Origin of the sequence: Aequorivita echinoideorum, assembly GCF_018476645.1 — a bacterium.
GTDB lineage: Bacteria > Bacteroidota > Bacteroidia > Flavobacteriales > Flavobacteriaceae > Aequorivita > Aequorivita echinoideorum.
The window spans coordinates 253081-270823 of the sequence record NZ_JAHCTB010000004.1 but is presented as its reverse complement, the minus strand read 5'-3'; the positions used below and the strand labels follow the sequence as shown (position 1 = coordinate 270823).

Here is a 17743-nt window from a genome sequence, read left to right as displayed (position 1 = left end):
TTTCAAAAATAATTTTCAGTGTACGCAATTTTAGATATAGAGACAACGGGCGGCAAATACAATGAGGAAGGAATCACGGAAATTGCGATATATAAATTTGACGGCCACACGGTTGTTGATCAATTTTCTAGCCTAATAAATCCCGAAAAACCTATTCAGCCGTTTGTTGTAAACCTTACGGGCATCAATAATGAGATGCTTCGGCACGCGCCAAAATTTTACGAGGTAGCCAAACGCATTATCGAAATTACGGAAGGTTGCATTCTCGTGGCGCACAATGCCCTTTTTGACCAAAGAATTTTGGCTACGGAATTTGACCGCTTGGGATATAATTTTGAGCGCGAATCCCTCTGCACGGTGGAATTATCGCAAAAATTATTGCCCGATATGCCATCGTACAGTTTGGGTAAATTGGTACGATCACTCGGCATTCCACTAAGTGATAGGCACAGGGCGCAGGGCGATGCCAAAGCCACGGTGGCTCTTTTTAAATTGTTGTTGGCGAAGGACACTTCAAAAGAAATAATAACGGAAACCATTCAAAAGCACTCCAAAGGAAAGGAAAAGTTACAGCCGAAACTGCTAGATATTGTTGAAAAGTTACCGTCGGAAATTGGGGTTTATTATATGCACAATGAAGCCGGGAAAATCATTTACATCGGTAGAAGTAAAAACATCAAAAAACGAGTGCTTCAGCATTTTACGAACGATAATAAAAAATCGAGACAGCTTCAAGCGCAGGTAAAAACCGTAACTTTCGAAAAAACTGGAAATGAACTCATTGCGCACCTAAAAGAAAATATTGAGCTAAAACGCAACAAGCCAAAATTCAGCAGTAGAGGAAGGAAAAATTTGTTTACACATCAATTGACTTCCGTTATTGACCAAAATGGATACATAAACCTTCAGATTGAACCAGCGGATGGCCGTAAAAAAGCGATAACTACCTTCAGTAATTACCAACAGGCAAAGACATCGCTATTCAAAATTACGAGTGAGAACCAGTTGTGCCAAAAGTTGAATGGGCTGGATAAAACTACGAAGGGCTGTTTTTTGTATGGAATTAAAGAATGCTATGGAGCGTGCCTTCAAGAAGAATCGCCTGAGTATTATAACAGCCGCGTAGAAAGATTTTTGGAACAGAACAGTTTTCAAAAACAGAGCGTAGCACTTATAGACAGAGGCCGGGAAGTGGATGAACGTTCTGTAATTTTAATAGAAAATGGTGAATTTATTGGGTATGGCTTTTACAGCTTAAATTATCAAATCAATAATCCAGAAATTTTAAAATCTATCATTACACCAATGGAAAATAATAGGGATACGCAGCACATTATTCAAAGTTATCTAAGAAAAAACAAGGTATTGAAGATTCTAAAACTAAGTCCAAAACCCGCTAATTAAGTAAAGTTGCTTATTTTAGCCCTTCAAAATCCCATTATTTGAAACCATACAAAAAAGATTCTTGGCGCTATAAACTTCATGAGATAATTTATGAAGCAGATACTCCCATGGGAAGACTTTTTGATATCGTTCTTCTTGCATTGATTCTGGTAAGCGTTGTCATTGTAATGCTTGAAAGCGTACAGAGCATTGATATTCAATACCATAGGTTGTTTTATATTATTGAATGGGTAATCACTATTTTTTTCAGCATTGAATATATAGCACGTGTACTTACGGTAAGAAAACCTTCAGCCTATATTTTCAGTTTTTATGGAATAATCGATTTGCTCTCTACCATCCCACTCTATCTATCATTCATTTTTGTAGGAAGTAACTACTTATTGACCGTACGTGCATTGCGGCTGTTACGCGTTTTTCGAATATTAAAAATTACGAGATACATTGGCGAGGGAAATAAATTAAGAAAAGCATTGATAGACAGCCGGGCAAAAATTTCAATATTCATTTTTGCCGTATTGATTGTGGCTATTATCGCCGGTACGCTTATGTATTTAATTGAAGGTGAGCAGAGTGGTTTTAAAAGCATTCCTGTAAGTGTATATTGGTGCATTGTTACGCTCACGACCGTTGGTTTTGGCGATATAGCCCCGGTAACGCCAGCGGGCCAATTTTTGGCAACGCTTATTATGATTTTGGGTTATGGTGTAATTGCAGTACCCACAGGTATTGTGAGCGCGCAGTACGCGGCAAAAGGAATGAATGAAAATGAAGATTATGTGCACGTAAACACACAGTCTTGCCGCCATTGTAATGCAAAGCGTCATCGCGATGACGCTAAATACTGCCATAAATGTGGTTATCCACTACATACCGAAGACCTCGACTTTAAGTCAAAACATAAAAAATGAGTGCCAGCAAGCCATTGCTCATATGCGTTGTAGGTCCTACGGCCATTGGCAAGACAAGGTTGGCAATCCAGATTGCGAAAGTTTTTTCTACTGAAATAATATCGGCAGACTCCAGGCAATTTTTCAAGGAAATGAAAATAGGAACGGCTGTTCCTTCAAATGAAGAATTGGCAGAAATACCACATCATTTCATACAGAATAAATCAATTTTTAATGATTACAGCGTTGGTGATTTTGAAATAGAAGCACTCGCCCTTTTGAAGAATCTTTTCAAAGAAAAAAATATTGTGGTAATGGTTGGCGGCTCCGGCCTTTATGTGGATGCGGTTATAAAGGGATTGGACCGTTTCCCACACGTTCCAAATGAAATTCGGCAAAAATTAAATTCTGAATTGGAAACAGCGGGTATTGAATACCTGCAAAATGAATTGAAAAGTGTCGATCCCATCTATTTTGAAAAAGTAGATATTCAGAATCCACACCGGCTCATCCGTGCTTTGGAAATTTTTAGGGCGAGTGGAAAAACATATTCTTCATTTTTAAAAGAAAAACCAAAGCAACGATTTTTTGACACCCAATTTATCGGTTTAACGGCAGCGCGTGAAATTATTTATGATAGAATAAATAAGCGGGTAGATTTAATGATGGCCGAAGGTTTATTTGAAGAGGCCAAAAATCTATACGAATACCGAAAAATAAACGCTCTCCAAACGGTTGGCTACCGTGAGATTTTTAATTTTCTGGATGGAAAATTCAGTAAAGAGGAGGCAATTTCAGAAATAAAGAAAAATACGCGACGGTTTGCAAAGCGGCAGCTTACGTGGTTCAAAAAAAATACCGAGATAGATTGGTTTGACTATCAAACGGATGCTTCGGAAATAATTGAATTTATAAAAGAAAAAAACGCCTTGAATTGAGGCGTTTTTTTACACTTATCTTATTTAAAAATTAGTTGTCAACTTCATCTTTTACAACCAACCGGAATCCTTCACCGTGAATGTTTATGATTTCGACACCGTCATCTTTACTTAAATATTTGCGCAATTTAGCGATGTAAACGTCCATACTTCTTGAAGTGAAGTAATTATCATCCCTCCATATTTTTGTAAGTGCCAATTCGCGCGGCATCAAATCATTTTTATGAAGCGCTAACAAACGCAGCAACTCATTTTCCTTTGGTGATAGTTTGATAGGATCCTCTTTCATATACGTTAAAAACCGCAATTTTGAATTAAGAAAGAAATTACCTATTTCAAACTCAAATTGTTTGCTGTCTGCAATGCTATCTGTTGCCTTGCGCTGGATGATTGCTTTTATTTTCATCAAGAGAACCTCACTGTCAAAAGGTTTGTTCAGATAATCGTCTGCCCCTACTTTATAACCTTTCAAAACGTCCTCTTTCATCGCTTTTGCGGTAAGAAATATAATCGGCACATCCTCATTCTTTTCACGAATTTCCTTAGCAAGCGTGAAACCATCCTTATACGGCATCATCACGTCGAGGATGCAAAGATCAAAATCGTCTTTTTTAAATTTTTCAAAACCTTCCATTCCATTTTTGGCGTGGGTAACGTTATAATCGTTCATGGCAAGGTAATCTTTCAGTACTGTCCCGAAGTTGGGATCGTCTTCAACTAGAAGGATTTTTTTGTTTTCAGTTTCCATAATTTTAAGATATTAAGTGTAGTTTTAGTATAAATGTGCTGCCTTTTCCTTTTTCGCTTTCCACGTAAATCTCCGCATCATGATCGTCAAGAATGCGTTTTACATAGGCAAGACCAAGGCCATGGCCTTTTACGTTGTGAATATCACCGGTATGCTCCCGGTAAAATTTTTCGAATATTTTTTTCTGAACCTGCTTGGTCATTCCCATTCCTTGATCGCGAATTTTTAGGATGATGCTATTTTTTACGTTTTCGGAATAAATATCAATTTTCGGTTCGTCCTCGGAATATTTAATGGCATTGTCCAGAATATTTACGATAACATTTCCCAAGTGGGAATCGTTTGCCAATACGGTAGATTTCAATGCGCCATAATGCGTTTTTATGTACCCGCCTCGATCCTCGACGATAAGACTTACGTGAGAAATGGAATCCTCAACCACATTTTGAAGATTTACGCGTTCCTTTGGAAGATCCAGTTCATTTTTTTCCAATTTTGAAATTCGTAATACGTTTTCAACTTGGGCGTGCATTCTTTTGTTTTCATCACGAATCATCCCTAAATATCTGTCCAAAAATTCACGATTATCCTTCACCTTAGGATTTTTCAAAGAATCCAGAGCCAAATTAATAGTGGCGATGGGAGTTTTAAATTCGTGCGTCATATTATTTATGAAATCCGTTTTAATCTGCGAAATCTGGCGCTGTTTATAAATTTGTGAAATGGCGCTAGCGTACGCCAAAATAATAACTGATGTGAAAATAAGGGAGAGAATGGCCATACCCAAAATGCTGTTCCATACCAATTTATTTTTTTCTGAAAAGCTCACGTATAATTCAAATCCAGTTTTTAAATCCTCATTCACAAAAAGTGGAACCACATATACGCTTTCTTCATCATTCACAAAATTATCTGAATGCACGTTGGTTTCAATATTATTACTGTAAACAGCATATTCAAACGGAATGTCTAGCCCGCGCTCGCTCAGCTCCCGTACCATTAGGTTTTCAATTTCTTCTTTGGAAACCCGTTTATAAATGGGTGTCATGGATGAAATATTCCGAATGAAATCCTCAAATTGGTTGCGTTCGTAATCTTTCAATCGCGAAAAGGATTCGGTACGGATATCGGTTTTGGCTATCCCGTCAATTCCCTGCGTTATAGTGGTCTTGGTTTTTCTGCTGGTTAATTTTTTGAATTGAATACTGTCAATATCCGTATCAAAACCTGAGGACAATTTATAATCCTGTTCCAGAATACCATCCGTAAAAATGTAAGTTTCGTTGCTGTTGTTATTTTTTATTTTGTAGGCCAATTCAGTAAAAACGGCATCATCCGGGACTTCGATACTATCTACATATTTACTGTAAACGTCATAATATTCCTTAACTTCCCGTAGCTGAATTTCCTGCGCAACGTCCAGTAGAATTTGGCGTGCATTTATGGCGAATTGTTCCTCTTTGGTTTGATATGCGTTTGTAATCCAATATCCTTGCACAAATACTATCCCTAACAAAGAGAGGCTCATGAGCGCTATGAGCAATACGAATAGCTTTTTGTTCATTCCCCAAAAGTAAGATTTTAACATTTAGCCCTTAGCCCCTTTAACCAAATGTTAACAATGAAAAATTTTGGGAATTTTAGATCATTTCTAGCAAGGATTTATGAATATATTTTACCGCATTTCTCGTTGATTCCAAATCTATGTTTATAATGGTAAAATCCGCGAATTTTTCCTTTCTTTCATCGCTCCATTGATTTTCCATTCGTTTTAAAATATCTGATTCGGTTGTTTCATCACGGGCTAAAATTCTTTCAATTCTAGTTTTTTTTGGTGCTGTGACCAGTATGTTGTAATCACACTCCTTATATCCGCCATTTTCAAATAAAATTGCGGCTTCTTTTATAACATATGTCGCATTTTGTTTTGAGGTCCATTCCTTAAAATGTTCAGCAATTCTTGGGTGAATTATGGAATTGAGCTTTTCCAACAATCCAGTATTGTTGAATACCTTATCTGCAATAAATTTTCTGTCAAGAATTGAATTTTGATATGCAGCTTCTCCGAAAATTTCAATTATTTCCTCGCGGATAATCGGTAACGTGTTTGAAAGATTTCTAGCTTCAATGTCTGCTATGTAAATGGGAACGCCCTCTTCGGCAAACATGTTGGCGACCGTAGTTTTTCCACTACCTATTCCTCCGGTAAGCCCTACAATTTTCATATAAAAATTTTTTCGAAATAAATTGATTTATTTGAAAACTAAAAAGTCAATTTTCTTTGGTGAAAATTCAACATTTCTTGCGCCCATCGGTTTTTTTTCCAAAATGGGAATCATAAAATTCTCGTCCTCGTTTCTTTTTGAAAAATCACAAACAACCCGAAAATTTTCCTTTGAAATCGTTGAAAAATCGTTCACGGAACTTTCATAGCTGATTGTGATTGACTTTTGAATTAACTTAATATTTAAATTGGGCGGGAGATTAATCACTTCAACAGGCAACATTATTTTCCCCTGTGAAAACTCAGCAACTTCTAATTTAATGGCTACCTCTTTTGGCGAAAAAGAAACTACGTCTGCTCCCGGATTTGCAATCTTTACGTTATCTGAAATTATGTTATCAACGTTCTTTGCCGTAAAGAGTTCGGTTTCCACAAATTCAATATTTTTTAAACTTCCCGCGGGACCAGATATTTTCACGGAATCTGGTTCCACGATAATGGAATCTGTAGCTTTAAAGCCATTTTTGAAAACAATCTGAGTATTGGCTATAATTTTTACATTTTTAAGAACAATGGGGTCCAAATGAACTATGAGCTGATCAACCGATAAATTCTTCACAGCTAAATTTCGATTGAATTTGGACTTTACAATTCGTGCAAGTTCATTATCGGAAATAATAAAATTTTCATTTTCTTTCGAATAATATTCACTTACCTGAATATCGATAGTTGGTCTTTTAAATTTATAGAACAAAATTTCAAAACCATTTGCCGTAAGGTCAAACGTTAAACTGCTTGGATTGTCTTCAGCCAGTACAGCGGTTTCAGGAATATTTTCATACTTGATTTTGGCTACCATGGTTGTGGTGAATTCTCTGCTGAATTTGGTCAAAAACCAAAATATTACTGCGAGAAACAGAAAAAAAAGAAAAAGCCGGACTTTTGAACTTTTGATGTTTGAAAAAAAATCTTTGAACATATTTAGATAATTTCCTTCAGCTTAAAATTACTTAAAAAATAAGGAGGGAAATTGTTTCTGTGGATCTTTCTTTAAGAATTTGATGTAATATGTTGATTTTAAGAATGCCATTCCATAGCCGAAAAATTGAATGTAAACCGCAATTATGGATAGAAATCCTATGTATGGGTTTCGATTTGAAATGGACGAGCCAAGAAAGATGAGCAGCGAATAGACGGCCAGCGGAAATAAAAAAATAGGCTGCCAAAATGCGAAAAATATAGAAAGTACTACGAAAAAAACGAACAGTGTGGGAAACCAAAAAGTAATTTTTTCAGAATGTGGATGCCAACTGTTCAAGATTGGGCGAACGGTACCGAATTTTTTTACCTGTGAATAAAATTTCGACCAAGAAATTCGACGTTTGTGATAAACAAAAGCACCAGGAATAAATGTGGATTGAAATCCAGCTTTATGTATGCGATGTGAGAGATCTGGGTCTTCACCGGGGTGTATTTTAGCAAAGCCACCCGTTTTTTCAAAAGCTTTTTTGGATATACCCATATTGAAGCTTCGGGGCTCAAAACTGCTTACACTGTTTTTACTTCCGCGAATACCACCCGTTGTTATAAAAGATGTCATCGTAAAATTTATTGCTTTCTGCAAAGGTGTAAAATCTTTATGCGCACCATCAGCTCCCCCAAAACAATGGTAAAAATTTTTGGTGAGAAATTCGTCTACAGTTTTAAGATAATGAGAAGGCAGGATACAATCTGAGTCCAAAATTATAAAATAGTTTCCCCTAGCTTTTGCCATACCGAAATTCCTAGAATCACCGGGCCCAGAATTTTTTTTTGAATAATATGAAATAGTAAGTTCATCCTGAAATTGGGACACTACTACTTCTGATGATTCCGTGGAACCGTCCTCAATGATTACAATTTCGAAGTCTCTTGAAAAATCTAGAGCAACGAAACTTTCAAGCAATTCCCTAACCTCCTGTGGGCGGTTAAAAACAGGAATAATGAATGAATATAAATTTTGCATTGCCCAAAAATAGTTAAAAAAAAACCACCCGTTTTATTGACGGGTGGTAAATAAACATATAAAACTATGTTTAGTTTTTCAATACTCTAAAAGTTCCAGTTTGACCATCAACTGTAACTTTCATAATATATGTTCCACTCTGTAATCCAGATAAATTAATGTCTGAAGTGGTAGCTCCAATATTTAAATCCATAACTTTTTGACCTAAAATGCTGAACATTGAAACAGCTTCAATATTATTCACAGATTTTAAAGAAAGAATATTTGAAGTTGGATTTGGAAAATAAGCAAAACCAGCAAGTGCGTTGTCAGATATGCCTAGTACATCACAAGTAACATCTGCTTCCCATCCTGCAGTCGTAACAGTATTATCGCTCATAAAAACAAAAGTTAATGCTCCACTAGAATCTGAAGATGTGAAAGGGCCAGGTATACTAGTTCCGTAATATCCACCTGCAGGAAATCCACTCTGCGTTGCTGGATTTCCACTTGAGATTAGAGGAAATGTAGCATCTGGACCATCATAAACATATAATGCATCCCAAGTATCTTCAACATTAAATGCTGTAAATGTAACAGTAACAGCATCACCAGGATTATCTGGAACAATCGTAGTTGTAACCATTTCATCATTTTGATAATTTGCTCCTGGCCCGCCAGTATCAAAGAATTTACCGTCACAAGCTGGTGGCGTAACCAATGTTGCGAATTCTACAGGTCCCGCAAATCTACTTAATCCATCACCATCGCAATCCGCAACAACGTAAAAATCATATAAAGTAGCATTTGTTAATCCAGATGCGGTGGCAGTAATAGTACCAGCAGGAGTTGTACCAGTATCTACAGGCGATCCCGTTATTGGATTTTCACCTTGATTCATCACATACCAAATATATCCATTAGTAGCATTGGGTTCAGCATCCCAAGATAAATCGACTGTGTTTTCAGTAATATTTGATACAGCAAGATTTGTTGGTTCCAAACACGTAGGCATCGGAAGTGTTTCTCCAATGGATACCCATCCAACTTGAGTAGTAGCTTCATCTGTAACAATTGGCCCAATCAATGTAGACATACCAGTTGTTGTATTAACTGATCGCCATTCTGCTTGGAAAGTTGTAGCATTGAAAGCTGCCATATAGACTGTATCAGTAAGTGCATCATAACACATTCCTTGCCCAAAACTTGCATCAAATCCTATTAGACCAACAGCAGTGGTTGCTCCATTGGTCAAATCCACAGTATATAAAGTATCATTTCCAATATCGTAAGTATATCCAACTCCAGATCCATTAATTGCTAGAGCTATTGGTACTTGAGTTACACCATCAAAACCTAAAGGCCCTACCAATGTTGCTGAAATAGCCGTTGTGTCTATTGTATATAATTCTGTTCCCGTGATTGCATATAGAATACCAGAGTTTTGATCATATTCCATTCCCAACCAGCTACCTGGGATATTCCCAATAAAAGTGTAGAATCCTGTACTGATATCAAAACTATATAAATCCCCACCATTATCTAGAGAGTAACCAGTTGTTGGATTGTTGGGATCAATAGCTCCAGCATTCTCAAAATTAACAGTTACAGGTGAAGTGGCAAAAACTTCAGTATTTAAAGGGTCAGCAACATTAAAACCTATAACATCTTGATTGCTATTGTTAATTCCATAAGCCGTATCAAGGACATTTCCTCCTCCACCAGCAGAAACATTAACACTATAATCCTCAGCTTGGCCAAAACCAGTAGCAAGACAGGGATCTAAGTAGTTTGTAGTACCAAACTGTTTTTTAACCCGCATTCTTGTAATGCCCAAAGATGCAGTTGGAGGAACTATTATCGTTCCTATAGATTGTTGACCATCGGTCCCTGTAGAATTAACAAGTAAGTTGGTAATTTCATAAACTTCACCAGCATCATTCAATACATCATTTTGATTCCAGTCAATAAACACAACAAAACGATTCGTAAAATTTCCATCAGTATTACCTTCAAGAGCAATGGTATAGCTCATGCCTAACTCCATATTTCCAGTTATAGAAGTAAAATCTTCGTGATCCGGCGTACCATTCACAGCTGCACCTGTTACATTATTTATATTTGCAACATTTACGAGTGTTATAGGCTCTACAGCATTTGTAAAGTCTAAAGGTCCACAATATGGCGGAATAGGCCTATCAGCAATTTCATTTTTTAAATAGTTCCTTAAAGTTTTTTGTTCTTCTGCGGTAAAGTATTCTGATACTGACCCGCTTTTCGTGCCAATAGTCCTATATTTAACCAGTAATTCTTCTAAAGAGAGAATTTTTTTTGGCTGTTGTACAGAAGATGACTGTACATTGTTTTGTAAGTTAGTTTGGGAATTTACATTAATACATAATAATCCTAAACATAAACCAAATAAAATAGTTTTTTTCATGTTTTCAAGTAATTAGTTAATAATTGTTTAAATGTATTTAAAATTTAAGTTAAATACAAAAAAAATGAATTTATTTTTATCAACCATTAAAATGAAAAAGTCCCACCATTTTGGGGGACTTTTCTTTTTCATGATATGAGAATTTATTTGTTACCTACAAAAGCTTCCATCACACCATCGCTCACGCCCATATTTGAGAATCCTCCGTCGTTATACAGATTCTGAAGGGTAACTCGTTTTGTAAGGTCGCTGAACATGGCCACGGTATAATTGGCGCAGTCCAGGGCGGTAGCATTGCCCAATGGCGACATTTTTTCGGCATAACTTATAAATCCATCAAAACCTTTTACACCTTGTCCAGCAGTGGTAGGCGTTGGCGACTGGGAAATGGTATTAACCCGCACTTTTTTATCCCTTCCGAAAAAGTACCCAAAACTGCGTGCTATACTTTCCAAATATGCTTTATTATCTGCCATATCATTATAATCTGGGAACACACGCTGCGATGCCATGTAGGTAAGGGCAATTATGCTTCCCCACTCGTTCATAGCATCTTTTTGATATAATACTTGCATAGTTTTATGGAAGGAACCCGCAGAAACATCCCATCCCTTGTGCGTCCAATCATAGTTTTGGTTTGTATAGTGATTGCCTTTGCGCACATTAATGGACATGCCTATCGAGTGCAGCACAAAATCAATCTTGCCGCCCAAAATTTCCATTGCTTTTTCAACCAAATTCTCAAGATCCTCGATACTTGTTGCATCTGCAGGAACTATTTCAGATTCTGTTTGTTGCGCCAAGTCTTTTATCTGTCCCATTCTCATTGCTATGGGTGCGTTTGTGAGAACAAATTTTCCGCCCTCTTCGTGGACTCTTTCAGCGGTTTTCCAAGCAATTGAATTGGCATCCAACGCGCCGAAAATAATTCCCCTTTTTCCTTTCAATAAATTATAAGACATATTCTTAATGGTTTGTAGTTTTTCTGTTATAACTGATTTTTTAAAATAAATGATTCTTAAAATTCCGAATAAGTAAAGATACATTTTAATTCAGTAATTCTTTTGCATTCGCTATTGCCGCTTCCGTAACGGTTGCTCCACCCAGCATTTGTGCTATTTCATTTATGCGTTCAGATTCGCTAAGCATTTTTAGCCTTGTGGTGGTTACATCATTTTCCTCACTTTTGTAAACCTTAATATGATACTCGCCTTTCGCCGCAATTTGGGGTAAATGCGTGATGCTCAAAAGTTGCACCCCGCCACTCATCCGTAACATTATATCTGCCATTTTATTTGCCACTTCCCCAGAAACACCGGTATCTATTTCATCAAAAACTATAGTGGGAAGTTTTTTGTATTTCGCCAAAACGGCCTTTATAACCAGCATAATTCGGCTCATTTCACCACCGGATGCTACTTTTTTCAAAGTGCCGTAGGCCAATCCTTTATTTGCTGTGAATAAAAGCTGAAGGGAATCCGTACCGTTATTTTTAAATTCTAATGAATTTTCCAGTTCAAACTGAAAGCGCGCATTGGGCAACCCAAGTGGTGCGAGCATTTCTTCCATTTCCCGTTTTAATTTTGGAATAGCTTCTGTTCTCTTGTTATGAAGTGCTTCGGAAGTTTTCAATGCGGCTTCACGAATTGTTACACTCTCTTTTTCCAAAGAATTAATTCTATCATCAAGCCCAAGCGTAGTATTTACTTTTTCTTCCAAAGAATTCTGAATTTCAACCAATTCCTCAACAGAAGTTACTCCATGCTTCTGTTGAAGTTTATAGAGTTGCTGCAACTTTTCATTGGTTTGGAAAAGCAGTTCGGGGTCTGCCTCAATATTTTCTGCGCTGTTCAATACCTCATTGCTCAAATCTTCAAGTTCAATGATGAGACTATTCAACCGTTGCCAAAATTCATCAAACGTTTTTGAAAATTCCTTTATTCTTCCCAATACTATCCGCGCTTCTTTCGCTGTTTCCAATGAACCTATTTGGTCTTCTTCAAAAAGTTTTGAAACCTGCTGAAGCGAATCCTGTATGGCCTCCGCATTGTTCAAAGTCTCGCATTTTTCCTCCAAATCCTGCTGATTTGTATTTTTTAATCCCACAAGTTGAAGTTCATTGTACAAAAAAGTATTGTAATCCAGTTCTTTGGCAGCATTTTCACGCTCTTTGTGTAATTTTTTTAGTTCTTCTGAAATTTTCTTGTATTCAGAAAATTGCTGTTGATACTTTTTAAGAAAAATCTCATTTCCGGCAAAGGCATCGATTATTTCCATCTGAAAATTTTCAGAAATAATTTCCAATGTATCGTGCTGGCTATGCACATCAACCAAAAAAGGTGCTAAAGCTTGAAGCTGGTTCAGTGTAACTGGAGTATCATTTACGAAAGCTCGGGATTTTCCACTTGGCAAAATCTCACGGCGAAGTATGGTCTGGGGTTCATAATCCAATTCATTTTCCTCGAAAATTTTCTCGAGACCATAATTATTTATGGAAAAGTAGCCTTCCACAACACATTTTTTTGAAGCATCTTTCACGCTGCTAATGTCCGCACGTTTTCCCAAAAGAAGCGCCAATGCACCCAAAAGTATGGATTTACCAGCACCGGTTTCGCCCGTAATTATAGTAAGACCTGCGTTAAGGTCAACTCGAATATCTTCAATGAGCGCGTAATTTTTTATGGCAAGTGTAGTAATCACCCAATCTTTTTTTGAATTCTAAAAATAATGAAAAGATGCGAAAAACGGCATATTGCAACAATAAGTTGCAATTAATTTATAAGATATAAAAAAGGGAATTTTAAAATTTAATCTCGCTCCAGTTACTTCGTTTTGTGGGCGCCATTCTGTTCAAGTTTTCAACCAGTTGGGCAATTTCAACTTGGGGTCCACCACTGAAGATGGCCTGGATTTCATCAACCTTGGCATCAAAAAATGTTCTTAATAAATAACTGTTAGGTCGTCTATCGTTAATACTCTTCAATTTGTTGATGGCATCCGCAACACCTTGTTTTCCAATTTTTGGGTCACTCGCCATTTGGTCCATTCCCTCGCGGTGATATAAATACATGGCATCGTGAAATTCCTTATAAACATTGGAAAGCAGCGCATCGTTATATTGGTATCTTGATTGATTGCCATCTGTGGGTTTCCAGCCCACAAAATTGCTTCCGGCCGCAGTATTCGTAATTTGCTTCGCAATTTGAAAATAATCCTCTCCCCCATAAGATGAATACGTGTCAGCGTCTAGACCAATAATCGTATAAACGTGGAAAGCTATAATAGAAATGAGATTTGACTGAAATGTGTTGATGTTGAAGTTTAATGGCTCAAATTCCTTATAGGTGAAATTCACCTGTTTATCAAAATAATTATAAACCGGGCTATCATAGGTAGAATCAAAAACCGGTCTGGAAGACTGGATTTGAAGCGTACCGCCAAAGGATGTTCCATCATATTGCGTAAGTATGAAGGTGAAATTGCAGTCTATTCGCTCTTGGTTTTTATATTCGCGGGAAGTCCATTTTGTATTGTTCAAAAATTCTGTAAGCTGGCCCTGCAAGGTCCGGAAAACCTGCTGATTGGGTTGCCCGGTCTGCTCGGCGTCAATGGTCACGGAGCAGTTGAGTTCTTGAGCGGTTGCCGCAAAAACAGTAGAAAAAAATAAGAGGAAAAGTATAAATTTACGCATGTGTTTGTTCTATAATATAATGTAAAATATCCTGTGCTACTTCGGTTTTAGACTTAACAGAAAAAGGCATCGTTTTATTGTCCTTGGAAATTAAAGTAATTTTATTGGTGTCACTTTGAAATCCTGCACCTTTGTCCCGAAGCGAATTTAAAACAATTAAATCTAAATTCTTTTTTTTCAATTTTGATTTTGCGTTCTCAATTTCGTTTTGGGTTTCAAGGGCAAAACCTACCAAAAACTGATGTTTTTTAATTGTCCCTAGCGAAGCAAGAATATCTTTCGTTTTAATTAATTGAAGCTGAAATTCATTTTCCGCTTTTTTGATTTTTTCCGAAGCAATAGCAGCGGGACGATAATCTGCCACGGCCGCGCTTAAAATCGCAATATCACACGTATCAAAAATTTGATGTGCGGCGTTGTACATTTCTTCAGCAGAAGTGACCCGAATCAATTTTACGGCGTTGTTTTTTATTTCCAAATGCACGGGACCAGAAATTAATGTAACCTCAGCGCCTAATTTTGCAGCTTCTTCGGCTAGGGCAAATCCCATTTTTCCGCTGGAATGGTTTCCTATAAAGCGAACCGGATCAATTGCTTCAAAGGTAGGACCTGCCGTAATCAGAATTTTTTTTCCATTCAGTGGCATTTTTTTCAGAATATCTTTTTCAAGAAATGAAACAATTGCCTCAGGCTCGGCCATCCTGCCCTCTCCCACCAATCCGCTGGCAAGTTCACCAAAAGCTGCCGGAATTTGGATATTTCCGAAATCTTTTAATTTTTGAAATGAATTTTCTGTAGATGGATGTTTGTACATATCCAAATCCATTGCCGGCGCAAAATATACGGGGCATTTGGCGGAAAGATAAACGGCAAGCAAAAGATTGTCAACCGTTCCACTCACCATTTTTGAAAGCGTGTTGGCCGTGGCGGGGGCGATTATGAAAAAATCTGCCCAAAGCGCAAGCTCAACGTGATTATTCCAAACGGCATCCCGATGATTATCGTCATCACCTTCATTTGTGAAAGAGGAAAAAACCTCATTTTTGGATAAGGTGGAAAGCGTAAGTGGCGTTACAAATTCTTTAGCGGCGGGCGTCATAACCACCTTCACGTTTGCGCCTTTTTTGATTAGTAACCTAACCAAAAAAGCTGTTTTGTACGCGGCAATCCCGCCAGTTACTCCAAGCAAGATATTTTTCCCGTGCAAAACAGCCATTGTATTTTTCAAATTTCAGGATCTACTTTTAAAACCCTGGATTGAACATTATTCTACCACTTCGTCTTTGGTATTTCGGTAATAGATTTTATTATCCATCCATTCCTGAACCGCCAATGCGTGTGGCTTCGGAAGTTTTTCGTAGAATTTGGAAACCTCAATCTGCTCTTTGTTTTCGAATATTTCTTCTAGACTATCATTGTAAGTAGCAAATTCATCCAATTTCTCAAGAAGTTCTTTTTTGATGTCGCCATTAATCTGCGTAGCTCTTTTCGAAATAATTGAAATAGCCTCGTAAATATTGTTAGTGGGCGCGTCAATTCTATTTTTGTCCAGCGTGACAGTATTGATTGGTGCTTCTGAATTTTTAATATCCATAATTAGTATTTAAGTAGTGGGTTCTGTTTCTGTAGTTACGGTTCTTGCATTGATATCCTGCATAATTTTTTCAGCCTCTGCCGCAAATTCCGTGTCCTTATAATATTTTGTAAAATTATTGTAGTATCCTTTCGCCGTTAGCAAACGCTCCTGCACCAAACTTGGTATACTCACAATTGCCAATTCGTAAGCGGATTCAAATCTTCTGAAAAATGCCTCGGCCCTAAATTCGGAACCTGGATTGTCCAGAATAAAGTTGTCAAATGCTTCAATTGCAGCTTTGTAATCCTCAACCCGCAAGTACTGTTTTGCCACTTCAAATTGCTTCTTTTCAAGTTTGTACCGAAGTTCAGCAACCAGCTCATTTGCATGTGGACGTTTGGCAGAATTGGGATATTGGTTTATAAATTCCTGAAGTTTTTCCAGGCCCTTATCGGTTTCTTTTTGATCTAATGAATATCTTGGCGAAAGTTCATAAAAGCTTTTGGCAGACTTAAACGCAGCCACTTCCGCACTATCACTCTGCGGATATGCTTGTGTGAAACGCTCAAACTGGTAACCAGCAAGGTAAAAATCCTCCAGTTCGTAATAGGTGTTTGCGTAAATGAACATCAAGCGTTCCGCTTGAGGTTTTCCGCGGTAGGCTGGAACAATTTGTTCCATTAACTTTAAACTTTTCTTGTATTTGCCCAATCTGTAAAGTGAATCTGCCATTGCATATTTTTTGGCAACGTCATCTTTTCTAAGAACACGCTGGTATTCGCTGCAAGAGGCGAAAACAAATAGAAGGCAGATTGCTACGAAAAAAGGTACTTTCATGGGTTTCAAAAACATCGGGCAAAAATAAGGAATTTAACGTGATTACAAAAACTTATTATTTACCGAAATTATTGTGCCTGAATTCAATAAATATCGAGAATTGAAAGAACTCCATTTCTACTGAAAAGAGGATTTTAAAATGATGAAATAAACGCATCGATTTTAGAGCGCAATCCGTCGCTTACGCCTACCAAAGGCAGACGCACGGTGTCCCCGCAAATATCCAATTTCTTGAAAACCGTCTTTATCCCGGCGGGATTTCCTTCCGCAAAAATATAATCGATGGCCGGAGCTATTTTATAGTGAATTTCGTAGGCTTCATCCACTTTTCTTTCCAAACCTAATTTCACCATTTTTGAAAATTCTTTTGGAAAACCCTCACCAATTACCGAGATTACTCCCGCCCCACCGGCCAAAATCATAGGCAGCGTAATCATATCATCGCCAGAAATCACGAGAAAATCCTTTGGGCAGCCAGAAATTAATTTCACTGCTTGTACTATATCCCCTGCTGCTTCCTTGATGCCGACAATTTTTTCAAAATCATTAGCCAAGCGAATTACCGTTTCCGGAAGCATATTTGATGCCGTCCTGCCCGGTACATTGTAAAGAATGATAGGCAGTGATGCAGCCTTCGCTATAGCCGCAAAATGCTGATAAATTCCTTCCTGTGTGGGTTTATTATAAAATGGCGAAACCGAAAGAATTGCCGTAAAGGGAGAAAGGTCGCGCGTTTCCATTTCAGAAATCACCTCTTGGGTATTGTTGCCGCCAATGCCCAAAACCAATGGCAATCTTCCATTATTGGCAGAAACTATTGTGTCGATAACCAATTGTTTTTCCTCTTTTGAAAGTGTGGCGCTTTCAGCAGTTGTCCCCAAAACAACTAAATAATCTATTCCATTTTCAATATTGAAATTGACTACTTTTTTAAGGCCTTCAACATCAACCGAAAAATCACTTTTAAAAGGTGTAATTAAAGCCACTCCTGTGCCAATCAGTTCTTTCATA

The 17743-nt window shown here is 37.5% G+C and carries 16 protein-coding genes; 3 read left to right on the top strand and 13 right to left on the bottom strand.

Translation table 11 applies throughout. The annotated features are described in order from the left end of the window. Window positions 1-18 precede the first annotated feature (18 nt). From KIV10_RS10510 to miaA, 3 genes are read left to right on the top strand one after another with little or no spacing between them, the layout of a single operon-like run. Window positions 19-1404: an exonuclease domain-containing protein gene (locus tag KIV10_RS10510; RefSeq protein ID WP_214113468.1), complete on the top strand. Its 1386-nt coding sequence runs from the start codon at window positions 19-21 to the stop codon at window positions 1402-1404. Window positions 1405-1442: 38 nt separating this feature from the next. Continuing rightward, a complete protein-coding gene (locus KIV10_RS10505; protein WP_214113467.1) occupies window positions 1443-2315 on the top strand; it encodes an ion transporter in 873 nt (290 codons plus the stop codon). Beyond that, window positions 2312-3232 (top strand): tRNA (adenosine(37)-N6)-dimethylallyltransferase MiaA, encoded by a 921-nt coding sequence (gene miaA / locus KIV10_RS10500; RefSeq protein ID WP_214113466.1) that lies wholly within the window; start codon window positions 2312-2314, stop codon window positions 3230-3232. Before KIV10_RS10505 ends, miaA begins: the two co-directional genes overlap by 4 nt. A 31-nt stretch (window positions 3233-3263) precedes the next feature. Here miaA and KIV10_RS10495 read toward each other — a convergent pair whose 3' ends face one another. From KIV10_RS10495 to dapA, 13 genes are all read right to left on the bottom strand, one after another. Continuing rightward, a complete protein-coding gene (locus tag KIV10_RS10495; protein WP_214113465.1) occupies window positions 3264-3980 on the bottom strand; it encodes a response regulator transcription factor in 717 nt (238 codons plus the stop codon). A 4-nt stretch (window positions 3981-3984) separates the two neighbouring features. Then, a complete protein-coding gene (locus tag KIV10_RS14115) occupies window positions 3985-5544 on the bottom strand; it encodes a sensor histidine kinase (RefSeq protein WP_214113464.1) in 1560 nt (519 codons plus the stop codon). Window positions 5545-5620: 76 nt separating this feature from the next. Next, window positions 5621-6205 carry a dephospho-CoA kinase gene (gene coaE, locus KIV10_RS10485; protein ID WP_214113463.1) on the bottom strand — a complete coding sequence of 195 codons (585 nt, stop codon included), beginning with the start codon at window positions 6203-6205 and terminating at the stop codon, window positions 5621-5623. A gap of 27 nt (window positions 6206-6232) precedes the next feature. Beyond that, entirely contained in the window at window positions 6233-7063 is an 831-nt protein-coding gene (locus KIV10_RS10480) for a CdaR family protein (RefSeq protein ID WP_214113462.1), read from the bottom strand. A gap of 147 nt (window positions 7064-7210) precedes the next feature. After that, on the bottom strand, window positions 7211-8209 hold the full coding sequence (locus KIV10_RS10475) for a glycosyltransferase (RefSeq protein WP_214113461.1): 999 nt from the start codon (window positions 8207-8209) through the stop codon (window positions 7211-7213). Window positions 8210-8279: 70 nt separating this feature from the next. Then, entirely contained in the window at window positions 8280-10628 is a 2349-nt protein-coding gene (locus KIV10_RS10470) for a GEVED domain-containing protein (RefSeq protein WP_246516267.1), read from the bottom strand. 143 nt (window positions 10629-10771) lie between these two features. Next, on the bottom strand, window positions 10772-11590 hold the full coding sequence (locus KIV10_RS10465) for an enoyl-ACP reductase FabI (protein ID WP_214113460.1): 819 nt from the start codon (window positions 11588-11590) through the stop codon (window positions 10772-10774). 85 nt (window positions 11591-11675) lie between these two features. Continuing rightward, on the bottom strand, window positions 11676-13328 hold the full coding sequence (gene recN / locus KIV10_RS10460) for a DNA repair protein RecN (RefSeq protein WP_214113459.1): 1653 nt from the start codon (window positions 13326-13328) through the stop codon (window positions 11676-11678). A 100-nt stretch (window positions 13329-13428) separates the two neighbouring features. Continuing rightward, complete coding sequence (porD, locus tag KIV10_RS10455; RefSeq protein WP_214113458.1) at window positions 13429-14319, bottom strand: type IX secretion system protein PorD; 891 nt, start codon at window positions 14317-14319, stop codon at window positions 13429-13431. Continuing rightward, window positions 14312-15535, bottom strand: coding sequence for a bifunctional phosphopantothenoylcysteine decarboxylase/phosphopantothenate--cysteine ligase CoaBC (gene coaBC, locus KIV10_RS10450; protein WP_214113457.1), 1224 nt, complete (start codon window positions 15533-15535; stop codon window positions 14312-14314). The genes porD and coaBC overlap by 8 nt, the downstream gene beginning before the upstream one ends. A 48-nt stretch (window positions 15536-15583) precedes the next feature. Next, window positions 15584-15913, bottom strand: a complete 330-nt coding sequence (locus KIV10_RS10445) for a DNA-directed RNA polymerase subunit omega (protein ID WP_214113456.1) — start codon at window positions 15911-15913, stop codon at window positions 15584-15586. A gap of 9 nt (window positions 15914-15922) precedes the next feature. Beyond that, window positions 15923-16732 (bottom strand): outer membrane protein assembly factor BamD, encoded by an 810-nt coding sequence (locus KIV10_RS10440; RefSeq protein ID WP_214113455.1) that lies wholly within the window; start codon window positions 16730-16732, stop codon window positions 15923-15925. 134 nt (window positions 16733-16866) lie between these two features. Continuing rightward, window positions 16867-17742, bottom strand: coding sequence for a 4-hydroxy-tetrahydrodipicolinate synthase (gene dapA, locus KIV10_RS10435; protein ID WP_214113454.1), 876 nt, complete (start codon window positions 17740-17742; stop codon window positions 16867-16869). Window position 17743 lies beyond the last annotated feature (1 nt).

What these genes read in the sequence shown, in the direction of transcription:
- miaA (WP_214113466.1), top strand. Translation starts at nt 2,312, where the DNA reads ATGAGTGCCAGCAAGCCATTGCTCATATGCGTTGTAGGTCCTACGGCC.
- KIV10_RS10445 (WP_214113456.1), bottom strand. Translation starts at nt 15,913, where the DNA reads ATGGATATTAAAAATTCAGAAGCACCAATCAATACTGTCACGCTGGAC.
- KIV10_RS10465 (WP_214113460.1), bottom strand. Translation starts at nt 11,590, where the DNA reads ATGTCTTATAATTTATTGAAAGGAAAAAGGGGAATTATTTTCGGCGCG.
- porD (WP_214113458.1), bottom strand. Translation starts at nt 14,319, where the DNA reads ATGCGTAAATTTATACTTTTCCTCTTATTTTTTTCTACTGTTTTTGCG.
- KIV10_RS14115 (WP_214113464.1), bottom strand. Translation starts at nt 5,544, where the DNA reads ATGAACAAAAAGCTATTCGTATTGCTCATAGCGCTCATGAGCCTCTCT.
- KIV10_RS10440 (WP_214113455.1), bottom strand. Translation starts at nt 16,732, where the DNA reads ATGAAAGTACCTTTTTTCGTAGCAATCTGCCTTCTATTTGTTTTCGCC.
- KIV10_RS10475 (WP_214113461.1), bottom strand. Translation starts at nt 8,209, where the DNA reads ATGCAAAATTTATATTCATTCATTATTCCTGTTTTTAACCGCCCACAG.
- KIV10_RS10470 (WP_246516267.1), bottom strand. Translation starts at nt 10,628, where the DNA reads ATGAAAAAAACTATTTTATTTGGTTTATGTTTAGGATTATTATGTATT.
- KIV10_RS10495 (WP_214113465.1), bottom strand. Translation starts at nt 3,980, where the DNA reads ATGGAAACTGAAAACAAAAAAATCCTTCTAGTTGAAGACGATCCCAAC.
- dapA (WP_214113454.1), bottom strand. Translation starts at nt 17,742, where the DNA reads ATGAAAGAACTGATTGGCACAGGAGTGGCTTTAATTACACCTTTTAAA.
- coaBC (WP_214113457.1), bottom strand. Translation starts at nt 15,535, where the DNA reads ATGGCTGTTTTGCACGGGAAAAATATCTTGCTTGGAGTAACTGGCGGG.
- coaE (WP_214113463.1), bottom strand. Translation starts at nt 6,205, where the DNA reads ATGAAAATTGTAGGGCTTACCGGAGGAATAGGTAGTGGAAAAACTACG.
- KIV10_RS10480 (WP_214113462.1), bottom strand. Translation starts at nt 7,063, where the DNA reads ATGGTAGCCAAAATCAAGTATGAAAATATTCCTGAAACCGCTGTACTG.